General features: G+C 46.8%; 10 protein-coding genes and 1 pseudogene. 6 read left to right on the top strand and 5 right to left on the bottom strand.

Annotation, left to right across the window (positions count from 1 at the left end; all coding sequences use genetic code 11):
* Positions 1 to 3: 3 nt before the first annotated feature.
* Positions 4 to 1,536: a glycerol kinase GlpK gene (gene glpK, locus HQRW_RS04000; RefSeq protein ID WP_011571009.1), complete on the bottom strand. Its 1,533-nt coding sequence runs from the start codon at positions 1,534 to 1,536 to the stop codon at positions 4 to 6.
* Positions 1,537 to 1,974: 438 nt separating this feature from the next.
* On the opposite strand from glpK, the gene glpA reads away from it, so the two are divergent.
* Genes glpA through HQRW_RS04015 form a run of 3 tightly spaced genes read left to right on the top strand, consistent with a single transcriptional unit; the run spans position 1,975 to position 6,389 of the window.
* Positions 1,975 to 3,714, top strand: coding sequence for an anaerobic glycerol-3-phosphate dehydrogenase subunit GlpA (glpA, locus tag HQRW_RS04005; protein ID WP_014555554.1), 1,740 nt, complete (start codon positions 1,975 to 1,977; stop codon positions 3,712 to 3,714).
* Positions 3,698 to 5,005 carry a glycerol-3-phosphate dehydrogenase subunit GlpB gene (glpB, locus tag HQRW_RS04010; RefSeq protein ID WP_014555555.1) on the top strand — a complete coding sequence of 436 codons (1,308 nt, stop codon included), beginning with the start codon at positions 3,698 to 3,700 and terminating at the stop codon, positions 5,003 to 5,005. The genes glpA and glpB overlap by 17 nt, the downstream gene beginning before the upstream one ends.
* Positions 5,006 to 5,009: 4 nt before the next feature.
* Positions 5,010 to 6,389 carry an anaerobic glycerol-3-phosphate dehydrogenase subunit C gene (locus HQRW_RS04015; RefSeq protein WP_014555556.1) on the top strand — a complete coding sequence of 460 codons (1,380 nt, stop codon included), beginning with the start codon at positions 5,010 to 5,012 and terminating at the stop codon, positions 6,387 to 6,389.
* Positions 6,390 to 6,441: 52 nt separating this feature from the next.
* Here the strand turns inward: HQRW_RS04015 and phoU are convergent, their stop codons facing one another.
* A complete protein-coding gene (gene phoU / locus HQRW_RS04020) occupies positions 6,442 to 7,137 on the bottom strand; it encodes a phosphate signaling complex protein PhoU (RefSeq protein ID WP_014555557.1) in 696 nt (231 codons plus the stop codon).
* A gap of 426 nt (positions 7,138 to 7,563) precedes the next feature.
* Between phoU and HQRW_RS04025 the strand changes: the two genes are divergently transcribed.
* Together HQRW_RS04025 and HQRW_RS04030 are read left to right on the top strand one after the other, a co-directional pair.
* Positions 7,564 to 8,379 carry a DUF7260 family protein gene (locus HQRW_RS04025; RefSeq protein ID WP_014555558.1) on the top strand — a complete coding sequence of 272 codons (816 nt, stop codon included), beginning with the start codon at positions 7,564 to 7,566 and terminating at the stop codon, positions 8,377 to 8,379.
* A gap of 366 nt (positions 8,380 to 8,745) precedes the next feature.
* Positions 8,746 to 14,163: a PAS domain S-box protein gene (locus tag HQRW_RS04030; RefSeq protein WP_014555559.1), complete on the top strand. Its 5,418-nt coding sequence runs from the start codon at positions 8,746 to 8,748 to the stop codon at positions 14,161 to 14,163.
* A gap of 655 nt (positions 14,164 to 14,818) precedes the next feature.
* Here HQRW_RS04030 and HQRW_RS04035 read toward each other — a convergent pair.
* Both HQRW_RS04035 and HQRW_RS04040 read right to left on the bottom strand, forming a co-directional pair.
* Positions 14,819 to 15,292 carry an ArsR/SmtB family transcription factor gene (locus HQRW_RS04035; protein WP_014555560.1) on the bottom strand — a complete coding sequence of 158 codons (474 nt, stop codon included), beginning with the start codon at positions 15,290 to 15,292 and terminating at the stop codon, positions 14,819 to 14,821.
* Between the two features lie 164 nt (positions 15,293 to 15,456).
* Entirely contained in the window at positions 15,457 to 16,680 is a 1,224-nt protein-coding gene (locus tag HQRW_RS04040; RefSeq protein WP_014555561.1) for an FAD-dependent oxidoreductase, read from the bottom strand.
* A 463-nt stretch (positions 16,681 to 17,143) separates the two neighbouring features.
* On the opposite strand from HQRW_RS04040, the gene HQRW_RS04045 reads away from it, so the two are divergent.
* Complete coding sequence (locus tag HQRW_RS04045) at positions 17,144 to 17,509, top strand: ArsR/SmtB family transcription factor (RefSeq protein ID WP_231852408.1); 366 nt, start codon at positions 17,144 to 17,146, stop codon at positions 17,507 to 17,509.
* Positions 17,510 to 18,245: 736 nt separating this feature from the next.
* On the opposite strand, the pseudogene HQRW_RS14820 reads toward HQRW_RS04045, so the two are convergent.
* Positions 18,246 to 18,565 (bottom strand): annotated as a pseudogene (locus HQRW_RS14820) (zinc ribbon domain-containing protein); the annotation flags it as partial.
* Between the last annotated feature and the right edge of the window lie 6 nt (positions 18,566 to 18,571).

The raw sequence follows: 18,571 nt of genomic DNA on the forward strand, positions 1-18,571 counted from the left end.
CTGTTATTCCTCCTGCGCCCAATCAAGAGACCGTTCGACTGCATCATCCCAACGATCATACATTGTGTTTGCATCAGCACTATCCATTTCTGATTCGAACTCGCGGTCGACTTGCCAGTTGTCGCGAAGTTCATCAACCGTATCCCAATATCCAACGGCTAATCCAGCGGCGTATGCCGATCCAAGTGCCGTTGTCTCATCGACGACCGGTCGGACGATATCAGTCTGGAGAATATCAGACTGTAGTTGACAGAGGAAATTATTTTTCACCGCACCACCATCGACCCGAAGTGATGTTGTCTCAATTCCGGAGTCTGCTTCCATTGCCTCAGCAACATCTCGAGTCTGATATCCGATTGATTCAAGTGTTGCTCGAACAATATGCTCTTTTTCAGTTCCTCGTGTCATACCAACGAGTGTTCCACGAGCACGCCCATCCCAGTGTGGGGCGCCAAGACCAGTGAATGCAGGCACCATATAAACACCGTCCGTTGAATCGACTGAACTTGCAAGTTCAGCCGTCTGTGCAGCATTATTAATCAGGTCAACATCTTCGAGGAACTCAATCGCTGCTCCAGTGACGAAAATTGACCCCTCAAGTGCATACTGGACTGGCTCTCCAGACATTTGGAAACCAATTGTCGTCAGGAGTCCGTGATCAGATGCAACAGCGTCAGTTCCCGTGTTCATGAGGTAGAATGATCCAGTTCCGTACGTATTCTTCGCATCTCCCTCATCGAAACATGTCTGCCCAAACATCGCTGCCTGCTGATCACCAAGTGCGCCAGCAACAGGTATCTCAGCGCCAAGGAATCCATCAGCATCGGTATGTCCATAGTATTCATCATCTGAGGATGGACGGACCTCTGGCACCATTGACCGAGGAACTCTGAATTCCTCAAGTAGTTCATCATCCCACTCAAGTTCACGGATGTTGTACAGCATTGTCCGGGATGCATTCGTAACATCGGTGATATGATTGCCAGTGAGATTTTGTATAAGCCATGAGTCAATCGTTCCCATCAGCAGTTCACCATCTTCGGCGCGGTCACGAACATCGCCACCGCGTGAAGCCTGCATCTTCAGTGGTTCGGCGTTATCGAGAATCCATTCAGTTTTTGTTGCGGAGAAGTACGCATCACACTCCAATCCGGTCTTCTCGCGGATCATCTCGACTTTGCCGGCTTCTTGAATCTCTTCGACGCGATCCGTCGTTCGACGATCCTGCCAGACAAGCGCATTGTGAACCGGTTTGCCTGAGGCTTCGTCCCAAACGATTGTTGTCTCTCGCTGATTTGTCACTCCAAGTGCTTCAAGCTGCTCGGCATCAAGACCAGCTTCTTCAAGCCCTCGAGTAACAACCTCTTTTGTGTTTTCCCAAATCTCGATTGGATCGTGCTCAACCCATCCTGGATTCGGATAAATCTGTTCGTGCTTTTCATATGCATTTGCGACCACCTGTCCGCTGTGGTCGAATACCATAAACCGTGTTCCTGTGGTTCCTTGGTCGATTGAACCAACGTATGTGTCAGCCATTGTAATCTCCTTCTATAGGCATGGATAGATTATTTTATTCCCTACCCTGCCTTGAGAGTAAACAATATGGTGAATCATTATAAACTTTACTACTGTATAGATAATTATCTCGAGACGGCGAAGAATCGCTTAAATTAATTCTAAGCTCTTCAAATGTGTGTTAATCTAAAGAGAGATGATATAAAACAATAGATAGCCTACTATTTTCATTTCTTTCGTCCTTTCAGCTCATTGTAATACTCGATCAGTCATGGGGAGTCAAAAATGGTTGTTATATATTCTCATGCACGATTTTTGTCTGGGAATATCGATAATACATCTTTTTCTTTAGACAATAACTCTAATAATACAACAAATATAATAAAATCTGTAGTTTACTCACAAGTTTGAAACGCCGGTGAAATAAAGTAGTTGCGAAATATGTGTAATTAATATTGAATGGTATCAAAACCACATATCGTCGTCATCGGTGGCGGCTCGACGGGCACAGGGATCGTTCGTGACCTTGCAATGCGTGGTGTTGAGGTAACATTACTCGAACAAGGGAACCTGACGCATGGAACAACAGGTCGGATGCATGGACTGCTTCACAGTGGTGGTCGATATGCAGTCGCTGATCAAGCAAGTGCGAAAGAATGCATGCTTGAGAATCGTGTTCTTCAGGATATTGCTACCCACTGCGTTGAAATGACCGGTGGATTATTTGTTAAGCGACCTGAGGATTCAGAAGAATATTTTCAAAAGAAGCTACAAGGATGTCATGAATGTGATATTCCTGCAGAGGTCCTAACCGCTGAGGAGGCACGTGCGGTCGAACCACACCTCGCAGGTGATATTGATAAGGCTATTTCCGTCCCAGACGGTGCGATTGATCCGTTTAGGCTTGTTGTTGCCAACGCGGCAGATGCAAAGGAGCATGATGCACGGATTGAGACACATTCGACGGTAACTGATCTCTTAATTGAAGATGATGCAGTCGTCGGTGTCGAAGTAAAACATGACTCCGGAACAGGAGAGCGTGTCCATGGGATGACCGGCGTCACAGAGAGAATCTATGCCGATCACGTGATCAATGCAACAGGTGCGTGGGCTGGACATATTGGTGAGATGGCAGGTGTCGATATTGCGGTTCGTCCCTCAAAAGGTGTGATGACGGTTATGAATACCCGACAGGTTGATACAGTCATCAATCGCTGCCGACCGAAGGGTGATGCCGATATTGTCGTCCCACATGAAACAACAGCAATCCTTGGGACAACAGATGTTGAAGTTGACGACCCAGAAGACTACCCAGAGAAACAGTGGGAAGTCGATTTAATGATCGACACACTGTCGGAACTTGTCCCGATGCTTACGGATGCACGGACAATCCGGTCGTTCTGGGGAGTCCGTCCACTGTATGAACCACCAGAGGTTGGGAGTGATGATCCAACAGACATTACACGTGATTTCTTTTTATTAGATCATCAAGAGCGCGATAATCTCCATGGACTCACGAGTATTGTCGGTGGAAAACTGACGACATACCGAATGATGGCTGAGCAAATCACCGATCATATATGTGAGCGCTTTGGAATTGAAGAACCATGCCGGACTGCCGATGAACCATTACCAGGCAGCAACGATATTCGCGTAATTGACGATTACATGGATGAATTCGGTCTTCGCTCGCCGATTGGACGACGAAGCGCCGACCGACTTGGATCCCGTGTTGATGAGGTGTTTGATACTGATGAGCCAAATCCAACGATCTGTGAGTGTGAAGGCGTTACGCGCGCGGAGGTTCAGGATGCAATCTCACAGTCTGGGTCAGATCTTAATGCCGTTCGTATTCGGACGCGTGCAACAATGGGCAATTGCCAAGGTGGGATCTGCTCACACCGACTTGCGAATGAACTTCACACAACGTATGATGAATCAGTTGTCATCGATGCGTGGAATGAAATTCTGCAAGAACGATGGAAGGGACAGCGGCACGCGCTATGGGGGCAACAACTCTCTCAAGCAATGTTGAATTACGCATTGCACGCGACAACGCAGAACCGTGATCATGATCCAGCTGCAGACAGTTCCGTCGATTTTACGACTTTTGACTCCGGTGAAATGCAGTCTGACTCTGGGACGACAGCGGTTGGTGTTGCTACAGATGGAGGCACACAGGATGGCGATCGAGTCTGACGTTCTCGTCATAGGTGGTGGTCTCGCTGGGCTCACGAGCGCTCTCGCTGCGGCACAAGCGGATATCGATGTTCGATTGGTTACATACAAGCAAAGCACTCTCCAGCAAGCATCTGGGTTAGTCGATGTACTCGGATACCAACCAAATGGTGATGGACCGATTTCAAATCCGTTCGAGGCGATTCCTACACTTCCTGTCGAGCATCCATATCAAACTGTTGGTGTTGATGCTGTCCGTACAGCATTATCGCTATTCGATGAGGTGACAGACTACGCTGGTAGCCATACGGACGCAAATGCGTTGATTCCAACGCATGGTGGAACAATCAAACCAACCGCTAGATACCCACAGAGTGCATGTGCAGGTATCGCAAGCGATAATCGACCGATGCTTCTTGTCGGGTTTGATTCAATCACCGACTTCGATGCACCACTGGCTGCTGATCATCTCACATCGACCGGTGTTCCGTTCGATGTTCGCGGTGTCACCATTCAATTTCCCGGTGATCTCAGTGCAGATGCGAAAGTAACGCGATATGCAAAACTTCTCGACACGAACGGCGATGTGACAGTAAGCGAAACCGGTGGTGGCGGTCACCGACCTGCGCGTGACGCACTTGCTGACCGTGTCAAGATTTATCTTGATGATGAGACACGGGTTGGATTCCCTGCTGTCCTTGGTGATGCTAATGCTGCGACCGTTCGTGCTGCGCTTGGAACTTCTCTCGGGGCAGATGTGTTTGAGGTTCCGATGGGACCACCATCACTACCAGGACTTCGACTTGAGGATCAACTCTTTGATGCGCTCTCAGATGCAGGTGGATTCATTGAATCAGGGAATCCGGTGATTGATTACACCGATGATGGATCCGGCACTGTTGAGAAGGTCATCGTTGAGCGGAATGGTGCAGAGATTCCAATGCGTGCTGAACAATATATTCTTGCGACTGGTGGGCTCGTCGGTAAAGGCGTTGAGTCAAACCGCGAAGGGGTATATGAACCTATTTTTGGGTGTCATGTCGCACACGATGCTGACCGATATGAGTGGTTTGATGAGGCTGTTTTTGGTGAGCACTCATTTGCCAGATTTGGTGTTGACACCGATACAACGCTTCGACCGGTTGATGAAAGTGGAAATATTGAATTTGAGAATCTCAGAGCTGCCGGTGCTGTTCTCGGTGGGTATGATTATGCTGCAGAGAAGTCGGCAAGCGGCGTATCGATTGCAACCGGATATACAGCAGGAATGAATGCTGCCACAACCGTTGCACAGACTAACAACATGAGTTAATCATATGAGTGACGCTGAATCCCCAAACACAGACTACGAATTTGAACCGACATCACCGAATACTGGCTCTGAATTTGAGCCGGTCGACATATTCCCAGATAGCACTGATTTTGACCTTCGTCCAGGTGCTGATTCGTGTTATAAGTGCTCGATGTGTGATACAAGCTGCCCGGTTGCGGAGGTTGACGATGATTTTCCTGGTCCAAAGTTCCAGGGTCCAGAGCAATGGCGACTCAAGCGATCTGATGATGAGCATGAGATTGATGACTCGATTATGTCATGCTCGAACTGTATGCGATGCGATGATGCATGCCCCTCCGGTGTGCCGTTAAGTCAAATGCACAATACCGCCCGTGGTGAATATGTTGAAAAACAGATGGATAAACTCTCAATTGAGTATATCCGTAACCGAATTCTCGCCAACTACCGAACCTCCGCGCGGATAGCGAGTAAGGTGCCACGGATTGCGACCGCCGTGATGAATTTTGGACCGGCTCGATGGGTGATGGAAAAAACTCTCGGTGTCACCAAAGAGCGTGAATTTCCTGCATTCGCCACGCAAACATTTCGACAGTGGTGGACAGCCCGTGGTGGTGTGACCGTATCTCGCGAAAACGCGCGTGAAGCCCGTGAACGTCGCGGTGAGCCAGTTGATGCTGATAAAAAGGTCGCATACTTCCATGGGTGTTATGCGAATTTCAATACACCTGAGGTCGCTAAGGCGCTTGTTCGCGTTTATGAGTACTTTGGATATGAACTCGTCGTCCCCGAACAACGGTGTTCTGGAACCCCAATGTTCGCGAATGGAATGGTCGAGGACGCGCGTCGCCATGCAGAGGTCACACTCTCATCGATGTCAGATCTCATCGAAGAGGGCTATGATGCCATTGCTTCCTGTACATCCTGTTCGATGGCACTTCGTCAGGAATATCCTGAACTATTCGATATCGATGGTGTCGACACTGTCTCACGCAACACCTTTGAGTCGGTCGAATATCTTCGAATTCACGAAAATCTTCGCTCTGAGATTCAATCAGCCGATGTTGACGACGCGATTGAAAAGGAATTTGCCTATCATGCGCCGTGTCATGCGCGGAATCAAGGTATTAGCCGACAGGCTGTTGAACTCTTTGGTGAGCTTGATGATGTTACAATCGAAGATGTGGGTGATTCCTGTTCGGGCATCTCTGGGACATATGGCTGGAAAGAAGAAAAATACGAGACATCGATGGAAATCGGTGAGGAGATGTTCGAACACATGGAAGCTGTTGATGCAACAACGGGCATGACTGAGTGCCCAACATGCTCCAGTCAGATGGAACATGGAACCGGCTATGATATCCGTCATCCAATAGAACTTCTCTCAGTCGCGCTTATTCAGTAAGCTCAGAAGCGCTGGAACTCTCTTCTTGTAGCTCTGTAGCCTAAGCCACTAATTAATAGATTAGTGAGGAATCATTATTTATCATCCATAGCGTACGCGCGCTGATATTCACCGCATGATCAGCAATCCGCTCAATATCTCTGATAGTTAATAGCAGTCGCGTCACATCATCAAGTGCCTGTTCAATATCCCACGCACTGGATTCAGTATTATTATAATCTTCGCCATCCGCATGCTCGATTAATGTACGTGTCAACACTTCACTCGCATGTAGACAACGCGTGTCGATATGATCATCCTCAGCTACGACAGCCTGACACTTTTCCACATTATTATCTTCATATGCACGAAGGCTTTCAGTAAGCATTGACACAGCATCATTCCCAATCGAGACGGCGGTAATCTCTGTATCAAATGACTGTCGAGCAGCGAGGCTATATTCTGCTAAATTAACCGCCAAGTCGCCAATTCGTTCTAAATCATTCACAATTTTGAATGAGGCAACAATCAGCCGAAGGTCTCCTGCCAGTGGCTGTTGTAATGCAAAAAGATCGATACAGTCCTGCTCAATCTCAAGACATCGATGATTAATCTTATTATCGGTATCAATGATTGTCTGAGCAGACGATTCATTACCTGTTTCCAGACATGCAAGTGATTTGTTCACCTGAGTAACTACCAACTCAGCCATGTCTAGGACTGAATTACGGAGTTCTTCAATTGATTCATTAAATGATTTACGAGTCATACCTCTACTCCTCCATATATCTGCTATGATCAGCCGGACTTCCTCATAATATAATTTTCGACACAGTGACTTTCTGAACTCTCGGAAATATTGTCTGTATTGTTATATTCAGCAAGTACGCCCCAGTGAGCTCACCCAGGGTCAAGCCCCGGGGCAGTCTTCTTGTACCGCTTATCCACTCGACGGGTGCTGTAATAACTTCTCATCACGATATTAGATACTATATGCTTTGATTAGCGTATGATGCTATATATTGTTTATCAGAATCTGACTAAATCGGTTTATATGATAGGTACATTTAGCTCATGTCTACAAATGTTCATATAGGGCAATATATAGATTTACATGACATATGAATCCACACATAGTATCATTAAGTAAAATTATATTCTGTTATTATACTCTGTATCAGTGATATGAATATCGATGGAGCCACCAGCGATTTGCTTCGACCGGTCATTCACCGAGGTATTTGATGATATTATCAACACACTTCTTACTGAGCGTGCTCAGACAGAAGCAGAATATGATGCATTTATCGAGTTTGGTGAGCGTATATCAGATCAGCGGTTGACAAGTCCGTCATGTTCTTACGCAGACATCTCGGGACGTGCAATAACAGCACATCAAGAATATGCACAACCACAAGCCCCCACGCGCTTGAACCTGATTCGATCGGCGTATCAAGATACGGTCATGAATCTTCCATTCTATACTGACGAATATGACGATACGTATTTTGAAAGCATCTCTGAAGAGTTTGGTTCTGAGATAGCAACGGCACTCACAACACCTGAGTGCTTTGGACCAACCGCTTTGAATGCTCTATTTAATCGTATTGAGACTGCCAAATCGGAACGACAAAATCACATTGATGCATGCGATCGTGAACGTGACTCGATTGAAACGGCAGCTGATCGGTTAATTCCGATTGATCAAGAGCTATCCACGCTGACGACCGTCAATTTTGACTTACAATCCTTTGGCGCGCTTGATGCCCATCATAACCGTCTGTCAATCCTTACTGATCATTGTGAATCAGCAGCGCAAACTCGTCAAGAGACGATTCGCAAACATCGAGAATTTTATACCATTTCACAGGAGGATATGGATGTTACTGCATACTTTTATCGAGAATACGATATTACATACCCAGTACTTGCGATGTGCAGTGACCTCACCGCCCGCATAACACGGTTTCGTGAGCGTATCGAACGCACTGTGATATCCTCTCCAGAGTAAACGCCGAGGTTCTCCATAATCATATATTTGCTTATTTGATAGATTGACGGTTTCACATCTAGAGAAAGAATATTGACGTTGACACGGAACTAACCTATCGACTGTTGAGAACATGACGATTCGGGGTTGTCTTGGCTTTCTACACCCTGCTCATCTGGTGGAAGGGTAGCTTCTTTGACATCCTCCTCCGCGTGTAATGCTCCTGAAAACTTATTGAGGAATTCAATTCAAAATCTTGGCATAGAGTAGCTGCTGATACTGCTGCATAGGACCGATGGTTCAAAATGTTTCATGAAGTACTAAACGCGGAGGAATATCTTGTCGATGGAATGACTTTTACCTTCGGACATATAGCGTCAAATAATTATGGAATCAAGTCTTCAGTCGCTACGTCTTGCGACTGTAGCAAGTGATCACGTTATAACCGCTCTGCAGAATTCGATTGACGTACTCAAACAATCAATTGAGATTATCCCGACTTCGGTCGATGAGCGACAATATGACGTTCCATCAGACGATTTCTCTCCCGATACAGTCAGCGACAGCAAAGACGATGATATGGGAACAGACACTGAGATAGATCCTCTCATATCACTCACAGAGGCGTTGTCTCAGACCTCAAACTCAGATTCGAATGATGATACGTCGCTCCAGACTGATTCAGCAACCACTTTTGATTGTTTACTCATTTATCGTGGGTTATTGTGTGCTGAGGAGTATGAGACAGTCATTCAGTCCCAACGGGAGCAATACCCTAATCTTCCAATCGTTGCTTTTGGTGATGATTCATCAACTAAGAGTATCACAGCAGCCCTTGATGCAGGTGCAACGACGTTCTTCCCTCAGGAGCTATGTCTCAATCGTCCAGAACACGTCGTCGCACGTATATTGAATATTGCCACTGATACGTCGACACATACGACACCTCCCGACTCTCCTTACTCGTCAAGCACAGTTGAAACAGCGAACGTATCATTTACACCTTCCTCACCACAGTCTGTTCAGAGCGCTTCGCATAATGAACTGCATACTGAGGAGATGCATGCCGGGACACAGTCAGTATCGACTCCTGATACAGAATCCGCAGAGATAGCAGCTCTTGGGTTTGAGCATCTTTGCACGCCCGCTGCTATCATTGATGTGACAACCGGTGATATTGCTACACTCAACCGTGCGTTCGCTGAGTTGCTTACTCATAATAGCAATATTCAGGATACTGCTGCCTCCAGAGAAAGTTCAATCGACATATCGAAATATTCTGGTCGTGCTATCCGGTCGGTATGGGACAGATCAAGTGCTGATGATTTTAATTCGCTTACAGAAACACTCACCAGTGTCGCCGAGTCGAAAACACAGGAGACTGGTGACCTTGCGTTAACCCCAGTAAGTGATAATGATAAGACACGATGGATTTCTGCGACGTTCTGCCCGATTCAGTCCTCCAATCAGTTCATCGTGCTAACTGGAGAGGACATCACTGAAATAAGACAACAATATTCTGACACCGGACACGTCGTTGAAATCTTTGATCAACCAACCACAACACACGACCCAGAAACGGGTGCTGTTCGGAATGTGAATAAATCATTTGCTGACATGTTTGGGTATGACGCTGAGATAGGTGGTGATGAATCACTCATTTCAAACCTTGCCGCGTCATCAACAGACGTGCAAACTTCTGTCAGTAGTGATACTGACTCAGATGGATTCAGTAGTGTCACCCAGACGTCACAGGACCACTCTGATATTCAATCCGCTATTATTCAGGCTGGCAATGAATGGAACCCAAGTTATCATGAGTGGCAAGTCGAAACCGCAGATGGAACAACGCGATGGCTCTCAACAAATATCTGGCCTGGTCGAGATAATGATGGACGGTGTGTCTATACAGTCTCACGAGATATCACCGCTCGAAAGCGCCAGGAGACTGAGCTTGATAAAATAAAGCGACGATTCCAGTTAGTGACTGAGAATGTCGATGAAATTATCTATGTAGTCGATGCAGACTTCTCGGAAATTAAGTACATAAATGATGCATACGAAGACATCTGGGGTCGCAGTGTTGATGCCCTCTATGAGGATACAACTGCATTCATTGATGGAATTGATCCTCGCGATCGTGAGACTTTTCGAGCAGATTTCGAGGAGATGCGAAAAGAAATCCGTGCAGGTAATCCTGCAGATAGTTATGAATTTGAATTTCGCGTTTGTCACCCAGATGGAGATATCAGATGGATTCTTGCGACTGGTTACCCTGTGATAACTGATATTGGTCCAAATCAATATGTTGGTCTTGCTGAGGATATAACTGAACGACGGCAGCTCGAAGAATCATATCAGACGTTATTTGAAAGCGTTTCAGATGGACTTGTCTTACATGAACCACAGCGAGGCGACATTCTTGATGTCAATCAGCAGTTTTGTTCAATGTATGACTGTGACCGAGATGAGCTCGAAAACAAGTCACTCAATACTGTCCTTCCAGATGATCCCGAGTTCAGGTATGATCGAGCACTAAAACGAATTAAGCAACTTGATATTGGTGAGTCACAGCTATTTGAGTGGCGCGGACAGCGGTCAAATGGAGAGGTTTTCCCCATTGAGGTACATCTGAGGGCAATTGAAATCAAAGGAAATCGGCGAATCCTTGCAAGCGTCCGAGACATCACTGATCGAAAAGAACGCGAGGAGCAGATTCGTGAGAGTGAGCGAACGTATCGCGAGATATTCAACAAAGTAAGCGCAGGGATTAGTATTCATGATCCAGAAACAAAAGATATAGTTGAAGTCAACGATACAATGTGCTCAGCGCTGGGATATGATCGCCAAACACTCATTAACACTGATGAGTGGGTAACTTCCAGTGATGATTCATATACAGCCGAGCGAGGGGCTGAGATTATCGACCGAGTCATGAACTCTGGGTCCCCTGAAGAATATGAGTGGGTGTTAGAGGATGCTAACGGCAATGAGCGAGTGATGCTTGTCAAGGGATCCCCAGCAATGATCAACGGTGAATCCCGATTTCTCTCAACGTCTCAAGAGATAACAGAGCGGAAACATCGAGAAACATTGGTGAAAAATCTCCAGTGTGCTATCGATGATATTCAAGATGCTGACTCACAGGCTGCGATTCATGATGTTGTTGTTAAGACTGTTCGTGAGGCTCTTGAGCTTCCATTGACCACATGCTGGGTTCATCCAGCCTCCGAACTGGACTCAGCAATAGATGACTCAGTCGCTGAGGATGCGTTGATATATGCAAGTGGTGACTCCCCTGAAATCACTATCGGTGTTGAGGGTGAGAATGAACGCAATCTCACCTCTGAGAATCCGAGTAAATCAACCAATAGTGTCAATACCGAATTGACACCTGACAGAGCAGATAAATCGGAAGCGCAACTACTTGACTCAGAGTCACCTGAATATGGCATCTTCACTGAGGGTGACGCAACGACATACTCACCGGTTAATCATCGCTCCGGGAATCCACTCACCACTGCTGTTGCTATTCCAATCGGCGATCATGGACTACTGATTGCAGGTGAACGTGATCGTGAGGAATATGAGTCATACCTTGTCGACGCTGCACAAGTATTAGCTGGGCATGCAGCAACGGCTCTTAATCGTGTTGAGCGAGCCGCACAAGTTCGTGAGCATGAGAGACGACTGCAAGCTATCATTGATCGAATTGATGAAGCAATCTTCTTATCGACACCACAAAGTCTTATAAGTGATAACTCAGAACGGGGGATAATCAGCTCAGGGTATGCTGACATCTGGGGACGCTCACTTTCAGAGCTACATGAAGTGCATGAAGAGGGCTTCTTTGGAACACTTCATCCAGACGATTATCGATCACATCGTCGCTGGGTAACACAAATTGTTGAGGAAATAGAGGATGGCGACTATGCTGACCGGTACAGTCGTGAGTACCGCATACTCCGTCCTGATGGATCAGTTCGTTGGATACACTCAGATTATTATCCAACGGAGTGGGATGATAATACATTACGTGTCGTCGTCGTCGGTCGGGATATTACCGCCCGGCGGGAACAGCAAGAGCGAATCGAGTCTTTCCATGATGCAACAGCGAAACTAACAACTGCAGATAGTGTCAATGATGCAGGTCAGATCGCCGTTGAGGCTGCTGCATCGGCACTTGAGATACCCGCAACGGCTGTTTATCATTATAATGATGACACAGGCGCACTTGACCCAATAGCCACCGGTCCTGCTGTTCCCGTTCAGACGGCTGATTCTCTCCAATCTCTCACACCTGCTGAGTCGCCTGCTTGGAAGACATTTGTTGATGAGACGGTTCAACATATCGAGCCCGAGACAGGTTCGTGTCTCAATGTGGGCACATTTGAGACGGCTGTGATTCTTCCACTTGGACGCAATGGTGTTCTTGTCGTCTGGCAGTCAACAGATATTGATCTTGATATAGCAAGTATTCTTGCAGCGACACTCGAAGCAGCACTCAATAGACTTCGTGGTGAACAGCGACTTGAATCACAGCAGGCAGCATTGACCAAACAAACCGAGCGAGCCAGTCGACTTGAGTCAATAGCTAAGTTGACACAGCGTGTCGAGGCAGCAATTACTACACAATCATCACGAGCAGACACCCATGAGGCGGTTTGTGACGAACTTGTTGACGTTGAACCATTCAATGGCGCTTGGGTTTCGACAGCACCAGTCGGAACCAATCAGCTCACTGTCCAGACAACAGCAGGGATCGATACCGACACAGTTGAACGATATTTATATGCTGAAGAGGAGCTATCAGACGCTGATAGCAGCGATAGTAATGCTCAAAATAGCCTCATAGCTGAGAGTCATCCAACGGTCGAGGCATGGCAGACAAACTCATATGTAGCAATCAGTGGGCTTGTTGAGACCGGTCGACAACAAGCCTGGCGGCGAGTTCTTCTTCGAGAGGGTATCGGTGCAATCTGCGCAGTCCCAATTTCGTATGAAGGCATTACATATGGTGTTCTTACAGTCGTAGCCACCGGTGCTGATGCCTTCAATGACCGAACGGTTGACGTTCTTTCACAACTTGGTACCTCAGTGGGGTATGCGATTACCGCACTTGAACGCCAGCGCGCGCTTGAATCTGATGAGACAATTGAATTAGAATTCCGTGGTCATAAAATGGCTGTTCCGTTTGCTCGCGTTGCCACACAAACTGATGGGCGTGTTCGTCATGATCGAACAGTAAGGCGTCAGGATGGATCTGTCAGCGTATATTATACACTATTCAACGATACTCCATCAACGCTTATTCAAACCGCCGAAAATACACTTCCTGGTGACATAGATATCGTTGCAAAAAGGGAGAGCGCAATCATCATCGAGCGAAAAGGCTCATCATGGTTTGGGTCTCTTATATCCGAGTGCGGTGGCATTCTTCGGCAATGCCGTGCTGATGGATCAGAAACAACCCTCATTATTGAACTTCCACAAGAAGCGAATACACGAACAATCGTTGAGCGGATGATAGAAGCGTTCCCTAGACTTGAACTCACAGCACAGCGCCAGCATCATGAGACAAATTCAACACCAGAAGAGATTCGCGGTCAACTTGAACAACAACTCACAGACAGACAACTTGAGGCAATTGAAACCGCTCATACAATGGGATACTTCGATTGGCCGCGTGAAAGTAGCGGTGAAGAAGTCGCTGCAACACTTGGTATTACTCAGCCAACGGTGAATAAGCACATTCGACTTGGAGAGCATGGTATTTTCGAGTTGTTATTCGGGAATTTGTCGTAATCACCCTGATTGAGCCGATTGTAGCAATAATCCATGCTTGAACCATCATACCATACTCACCGACTGATATCTCTTTGTTGAGTTTGATAGATCCGAAACGATATGCATGGATGTCGTTGCCGTGTAGTTTGAACTATGGCTCTTACCGAAGATAGTGAAACAGCGGCATCTGTCTCAAATCTGGGAGATTGAGCTGTGCAAGATACAGAGGTTAAATTCAACAGATGCAACGAATCGATTTTGACTGATGTAGACCACGATTCTCGCATTGTAAAAGAGGCAGTAAAATATATTATCGACGCTGTAAACACCTGAATTATGTCTGATTGGTCTCTCCGTGACACGATAGGAATCTTAATTATGCTTGGAATCACCCTCTCAGCTGCGAGAACTGTGGACGGAATCGCACAGGCACTTATTATTTGGTAGGCGTTGTTATCGCTCTGCTCTGGATCGGCAATTTCGTTCTTCATGGGTATAACGACGCGCTACAATCATCATCAACTGACTGATTGCCCTTCTGTAGATAGTGTAGGCACTGTGCTGCACTCGCGCCCTCCATCTTGCACGCTAGCCAGTAACAATATCGCTGATCTAGTTGATGTTTCGCTCAGTTAGGCAAGAGCGTGAACTATTATGATATTTTCACACCAGCTTACTCTTGAAGATGTGCCTGAACAACGACCGACCCATCACCAATTGAGACTGTCAGTCGATCGCGAATGAGTTCAAATTCTTTACACTCATGCCCATCTGGTCCAATTGTTTGGGTTGTCCTCACAAATCCAGCCGACTCAAGTCTATTTAGCCGACGATAAATAGTGGGTCGAGAAGCATCACAAATAGACGCTATCTCTCGCCCTCGTTTTGAGCCATCACAAAGTGTCATAATAATTGTACGGGCAAATTCATCATCAACAAGCTCGAGATGCGGAGGCGCATCGACGTCCTCATTTTCATTATCCATCGTCATTGTCGCTGTAATGGTATTCGCTATTTCATTGGATGGATGCTGTTGTTCCTGGATATGCATCGAGTCATCGTCATCACGCTCAGTTTCGGTAGATCCGGACTTAGATGCATTCTTTGTCTGTGCGTCAGCTTGAGTCAGAGACGGTGTCATTGACATCTATTGTTAACGTATTCATACATCCGCGTAATCGTGATGTCAACTGAGATTACCACCTGAATGATTGAGGGCTATCTATATTGACTCTTTATACTACGACAGATAGTTGATCAAAGTGAAGTACCCAACGCACGGTGGCGCGAGGAACTCACGCTGCTTTCCGCTTAGATACTGCTTGACTGGATTGAGGCTGGGACTGAACACTCGAGCATATTTCCAAATGCAATCGTCCGCCGTCCGGCGAGGCGTTTGACAAACACCGAGCAATCTGTTGGCAGTCGAGACGTTGATACCGGGACCGCATTCACAAGCTGTTTCATCCGCTGGCGTCGCCGCTGTTCATATTCTGATAGCGCTTCTTCAACCACCTCTGGACCATACGCAAGTTCATCTGCGAGGACCCATGCATCTTCACACCCGAGTGTTGGACATAAGCGATCTCCTGGAACACCTGATCGTGCACCAGCCCCAACGAGTGCAATACCGTTCATCGCGATTGATATCGGGTGACTATCGCTCACTCGTCCATACTGAATATCATGCTGATTAAGCTGGTCAAACGGATCTTCAATTGGATTGAATAGTGTCCCAAACCGTGACTCGAGATCTGAAACCGTAATTGTCGCTCCCGCTGAGGTATCATTTCGAGCAACAAGTCGAACCCACACGTCGTCGGTCCCGATGGGAATAATAAATGCAGCAATCTGCTCGCCCCACAGTTCAATTGAGTGCACTGGAGCCGATGTTTCCGCTGGCCAACGAAATGACCATGTATGCACGTTGCCATATGAGCGTTCAGTATCTGTCGCTGTTGTAAGTACGCCGCGGTGTTCAGCTACGATTGCATCAAATCGTTCTGTGACATTGTCATTAAAGCTCGCACATGCTGTGGGACTTGATGATGAGATATGTTCAGGTCCAGTGTCTGTTGTCCCAGTTACCGTGCTCACAATCCGATCTGTTGTATCAACACGCTTACGAATTGACCATTCAAAGATTGATTCAAGATCTGAGCGTCCAATAGCAATCAGCGATGGGTCTGTTGGCGTCGGTTCGTTAACTTTGGTTATTTGATCTGCTGACTCTGTTATGTTATGATACATGAGCTCTGTCAATGGGGATCCATGACGCTCAATTGGACGCCGAAGCCCAATCCGCTCGAGTAATTGTAATCCTGGTTTCCAGAATACGACAATCCCTGTTCGGATAGGGTCTGCACCAACACTTGCGAGGAGTGGATCGAGACCGGCTTGTTCGACGAATCCAGCTGTTAGCGTCGCGGTAACACCATCGCCGGCAATCAGAATCTGTCGATCACGGTCACCACCCATGCCCGATCCTTTCTCTGCTGTGGTATCATTCTGATTATTAGATGATTCAGTATTCATTGATTTGCTGACTTACTGTGATTATTGAATTACTAATTGTTGCCTCGCGCCCTCGGATACTATCTGGACGGGTGCATGATATTGTATCTTCAGCGTCACATTCATTGCTCGAAGGGCTGATTTTAGAAGTCTGAGTATTAATGCATACCAGATTGATGTCCAGCTAAACGTACATCTGACCTGCTCAAATTGCGTGATTGCAGGATGGCTTGTCACACTTTGACATTCTTTCTGTCTAGTATAAATGACGCCTGCACACTTCTAAGATAGAAACATTCAGCCGCATCATAATCTCAAAATTAACACTGATATCGATTCCGCGTGTCGCCATACGCAAAGTGGCAGTGGCAGTTGCAAATAACGGTGATGACCAGAGTAATCAATATAGATAGCTGTGATAACAGTTCACAAACAGTTAGTATTTCCATTAGTACTTGGATAGATTATGTTAATCATATATGCGATGACGACGAATGCATATCCAACTGGGTCGCTTGATGAATCCGGCGGTCTTGAAACCACGAGTGAAACGGCATCTGTGCCAAATGGAGAGTTAGTTGAACTCCTTGCAGATGAGTATGTCTGTGCACTCCTGTGTGCGCTTGATTCGGATCCACAGTCAGTTGATACTCTCGTTGAGGCGTGTTCAATGTCTCGACCAACCGCATACCGGCGGCTTGACCGTCTCACTGAAACAGGTATTGTTGATGCCCGGATTAATCCTATTCCCGATGGTCATCACAAACGAGAGTTCTGGCTTGTGCATGATTCATTCGAGATTCAGATTGATGCTGATGGTATTGATGGGTCACTCGTAGATAATATATGAATCACTCTGTGATATCAGTGGAAGTTCACCGATAACGCTCATGTGTAGCAGTCAGTACCTGCGGAAGATTGGGTGTAGAGTCGGCAGAGTAACGAACTGACACCTGTGATCAGAGAGGATCGAAACCACGGGTATTCGCTTCTACAGATGAGCGTTGGATCTATTGACCTGTGAGAGTCACTCTCAATGCCAATTGACGGCATCAGGGACTGGTGGAGACTCAAAGTTTCATGAAGCACTTTTCGCTTTGTTATCTTCGGAACAAACCGCAACCAGAGATCGAAACACAAAATGAATTAAAAACCGTTGCGTCAGCAATGCAGGAGTGAAGTGCCTCAGGGTCAAGCCCCGCGGCATTCGCCTTGTTCAACTTGTAAACACAGGCGCTAGGGGTCACCTGATCCGTGGTACTTCACAATATCATCTGAGAGAAAGTGACTGACGATTGAGTAGTGAGAGTAATTCACACTGAGTGAGATTCGCTGTTTCGAGGTGAGAAATTCAACTGGTGAATTGTTTATATCACATGCACAATGTACATACGGCGGTTCAGTACCGCCGAATGGTAAGTATAATTCCCGCTGTACGCCCTCACAGTTTACCAGAGCGAACGGCTTTCACGCTCCCGTGGAAGCAATTATTCTTTCCCCTTTTCAGTGACGCACAGTATGACTCCTGATGTTTGATACTCTCCCGGCGCCAAAGCGCGAGGATTCCTCCGGTAGAAGTTCAACGACCGACATACGATGGCAACTTGCGGATTTTGTCCGCACTTCTTTGAGACTTTGTTGAGGGTGTGGTTTCCTCGACCAATCGTGGTCGTCTCACTCGAATCGCACGGACTGTGCCATCGACCTGATTCCGTATCGCTGTTTTCCCGATGAACGTCTTTGACGCTGTGAGGTCGGCGTGCCTCTTGAATCTGCATGGACACATCAGCGTCTCTCCGTGGTGAATTATCTCTTCGTGGTCGCCAGACTCGGGACACGTCTGACTCGTCCGCGCTTCTGGATCGGATTTGAGGCTGATACCGTATTCTTCACAAGCGCACGCGAGATAATC

Origin of the sequence: Haloquadratum walsbyi C23 (assembly GCF_000237865.1) — an archaeon.
GTDB lineage: Archaea > Halobacteriota > Halobacteria > Halobacteriales > Haloferacaceae > Haloquadratum > Haloquadratum walsbyi.

Excerpts from the sequence above, each read along its gene's own strand:
- glpK (WP_011571009.1), bottom strand. The coding sequence starts at position 1,536 with ATGGCTGACACATACGTTGGTTCAATCGACCAAGGAACCACAGGAACA.
- glpA (WP_014555554.1), top strand. The coding sequence starts at position 1,975 with ATGGTATCAAAACCACATATCGTCGTCATCGGTGGCGGCTCGACGGGC.
- glpB (WP_014555555.1), top strand. The coding sequence starts at position 3,698 with ATGGCGATCGAGTCTGACGTTCTCGTCATAGGTGGTGGTCTCGCTGGG.
- HQRW_RS04015 (WP_014555556.1), top strand. The coding sequence starts at position 5,010 with ATGAGTGACGCTGAATCCCCAAACACAGACTACGAATTTGAACCGACA.
- phoU (WP_014555557.1), bottom strand. The coding sequence starts at position 7,137 with ATGACTCGTAAATCATTTAATGAATCAATTGAAGAACTCCGTAATTCA.
- HQRW_RS04025 (WP_014555558.1), top strand. The coding sequence starts at position 7,564 with ATGGAGCCACCAGCGATTTGCTTCGACCGGTCATTCACCGAGGTATTT.
- HQRW_RS04030 (WP_014555559.1), top strand. The coding sequence starts at position 8,746 with ATGGAATCAAGTCTTCAGTCGCTACGTCTTGCGACTGTAGCAAGTGAT.
- HQRW_RS04035 (WP_014555560.1), bottom strand. The coding sequence starts at position 15,292 with ATGTCAATGACACCGTCTCTGACTCAAGCTGACGCACAGACAAAGAAT.
- HQRW_RS04040 (WP_014555561.1), bottom strand. The coding sequence starts at position 16,680 with ATGAATACTGAATCATCTAATAATCAGAATGATACCACAGCAGAGAAA.
- HQRW_RS04045 (WP_231852408.1), top strand. The coding sequence starts at position 17,144 with ATGACGACGAATGCATATCCAACTGGGTCGCTTGATGAATCCGGCGGT.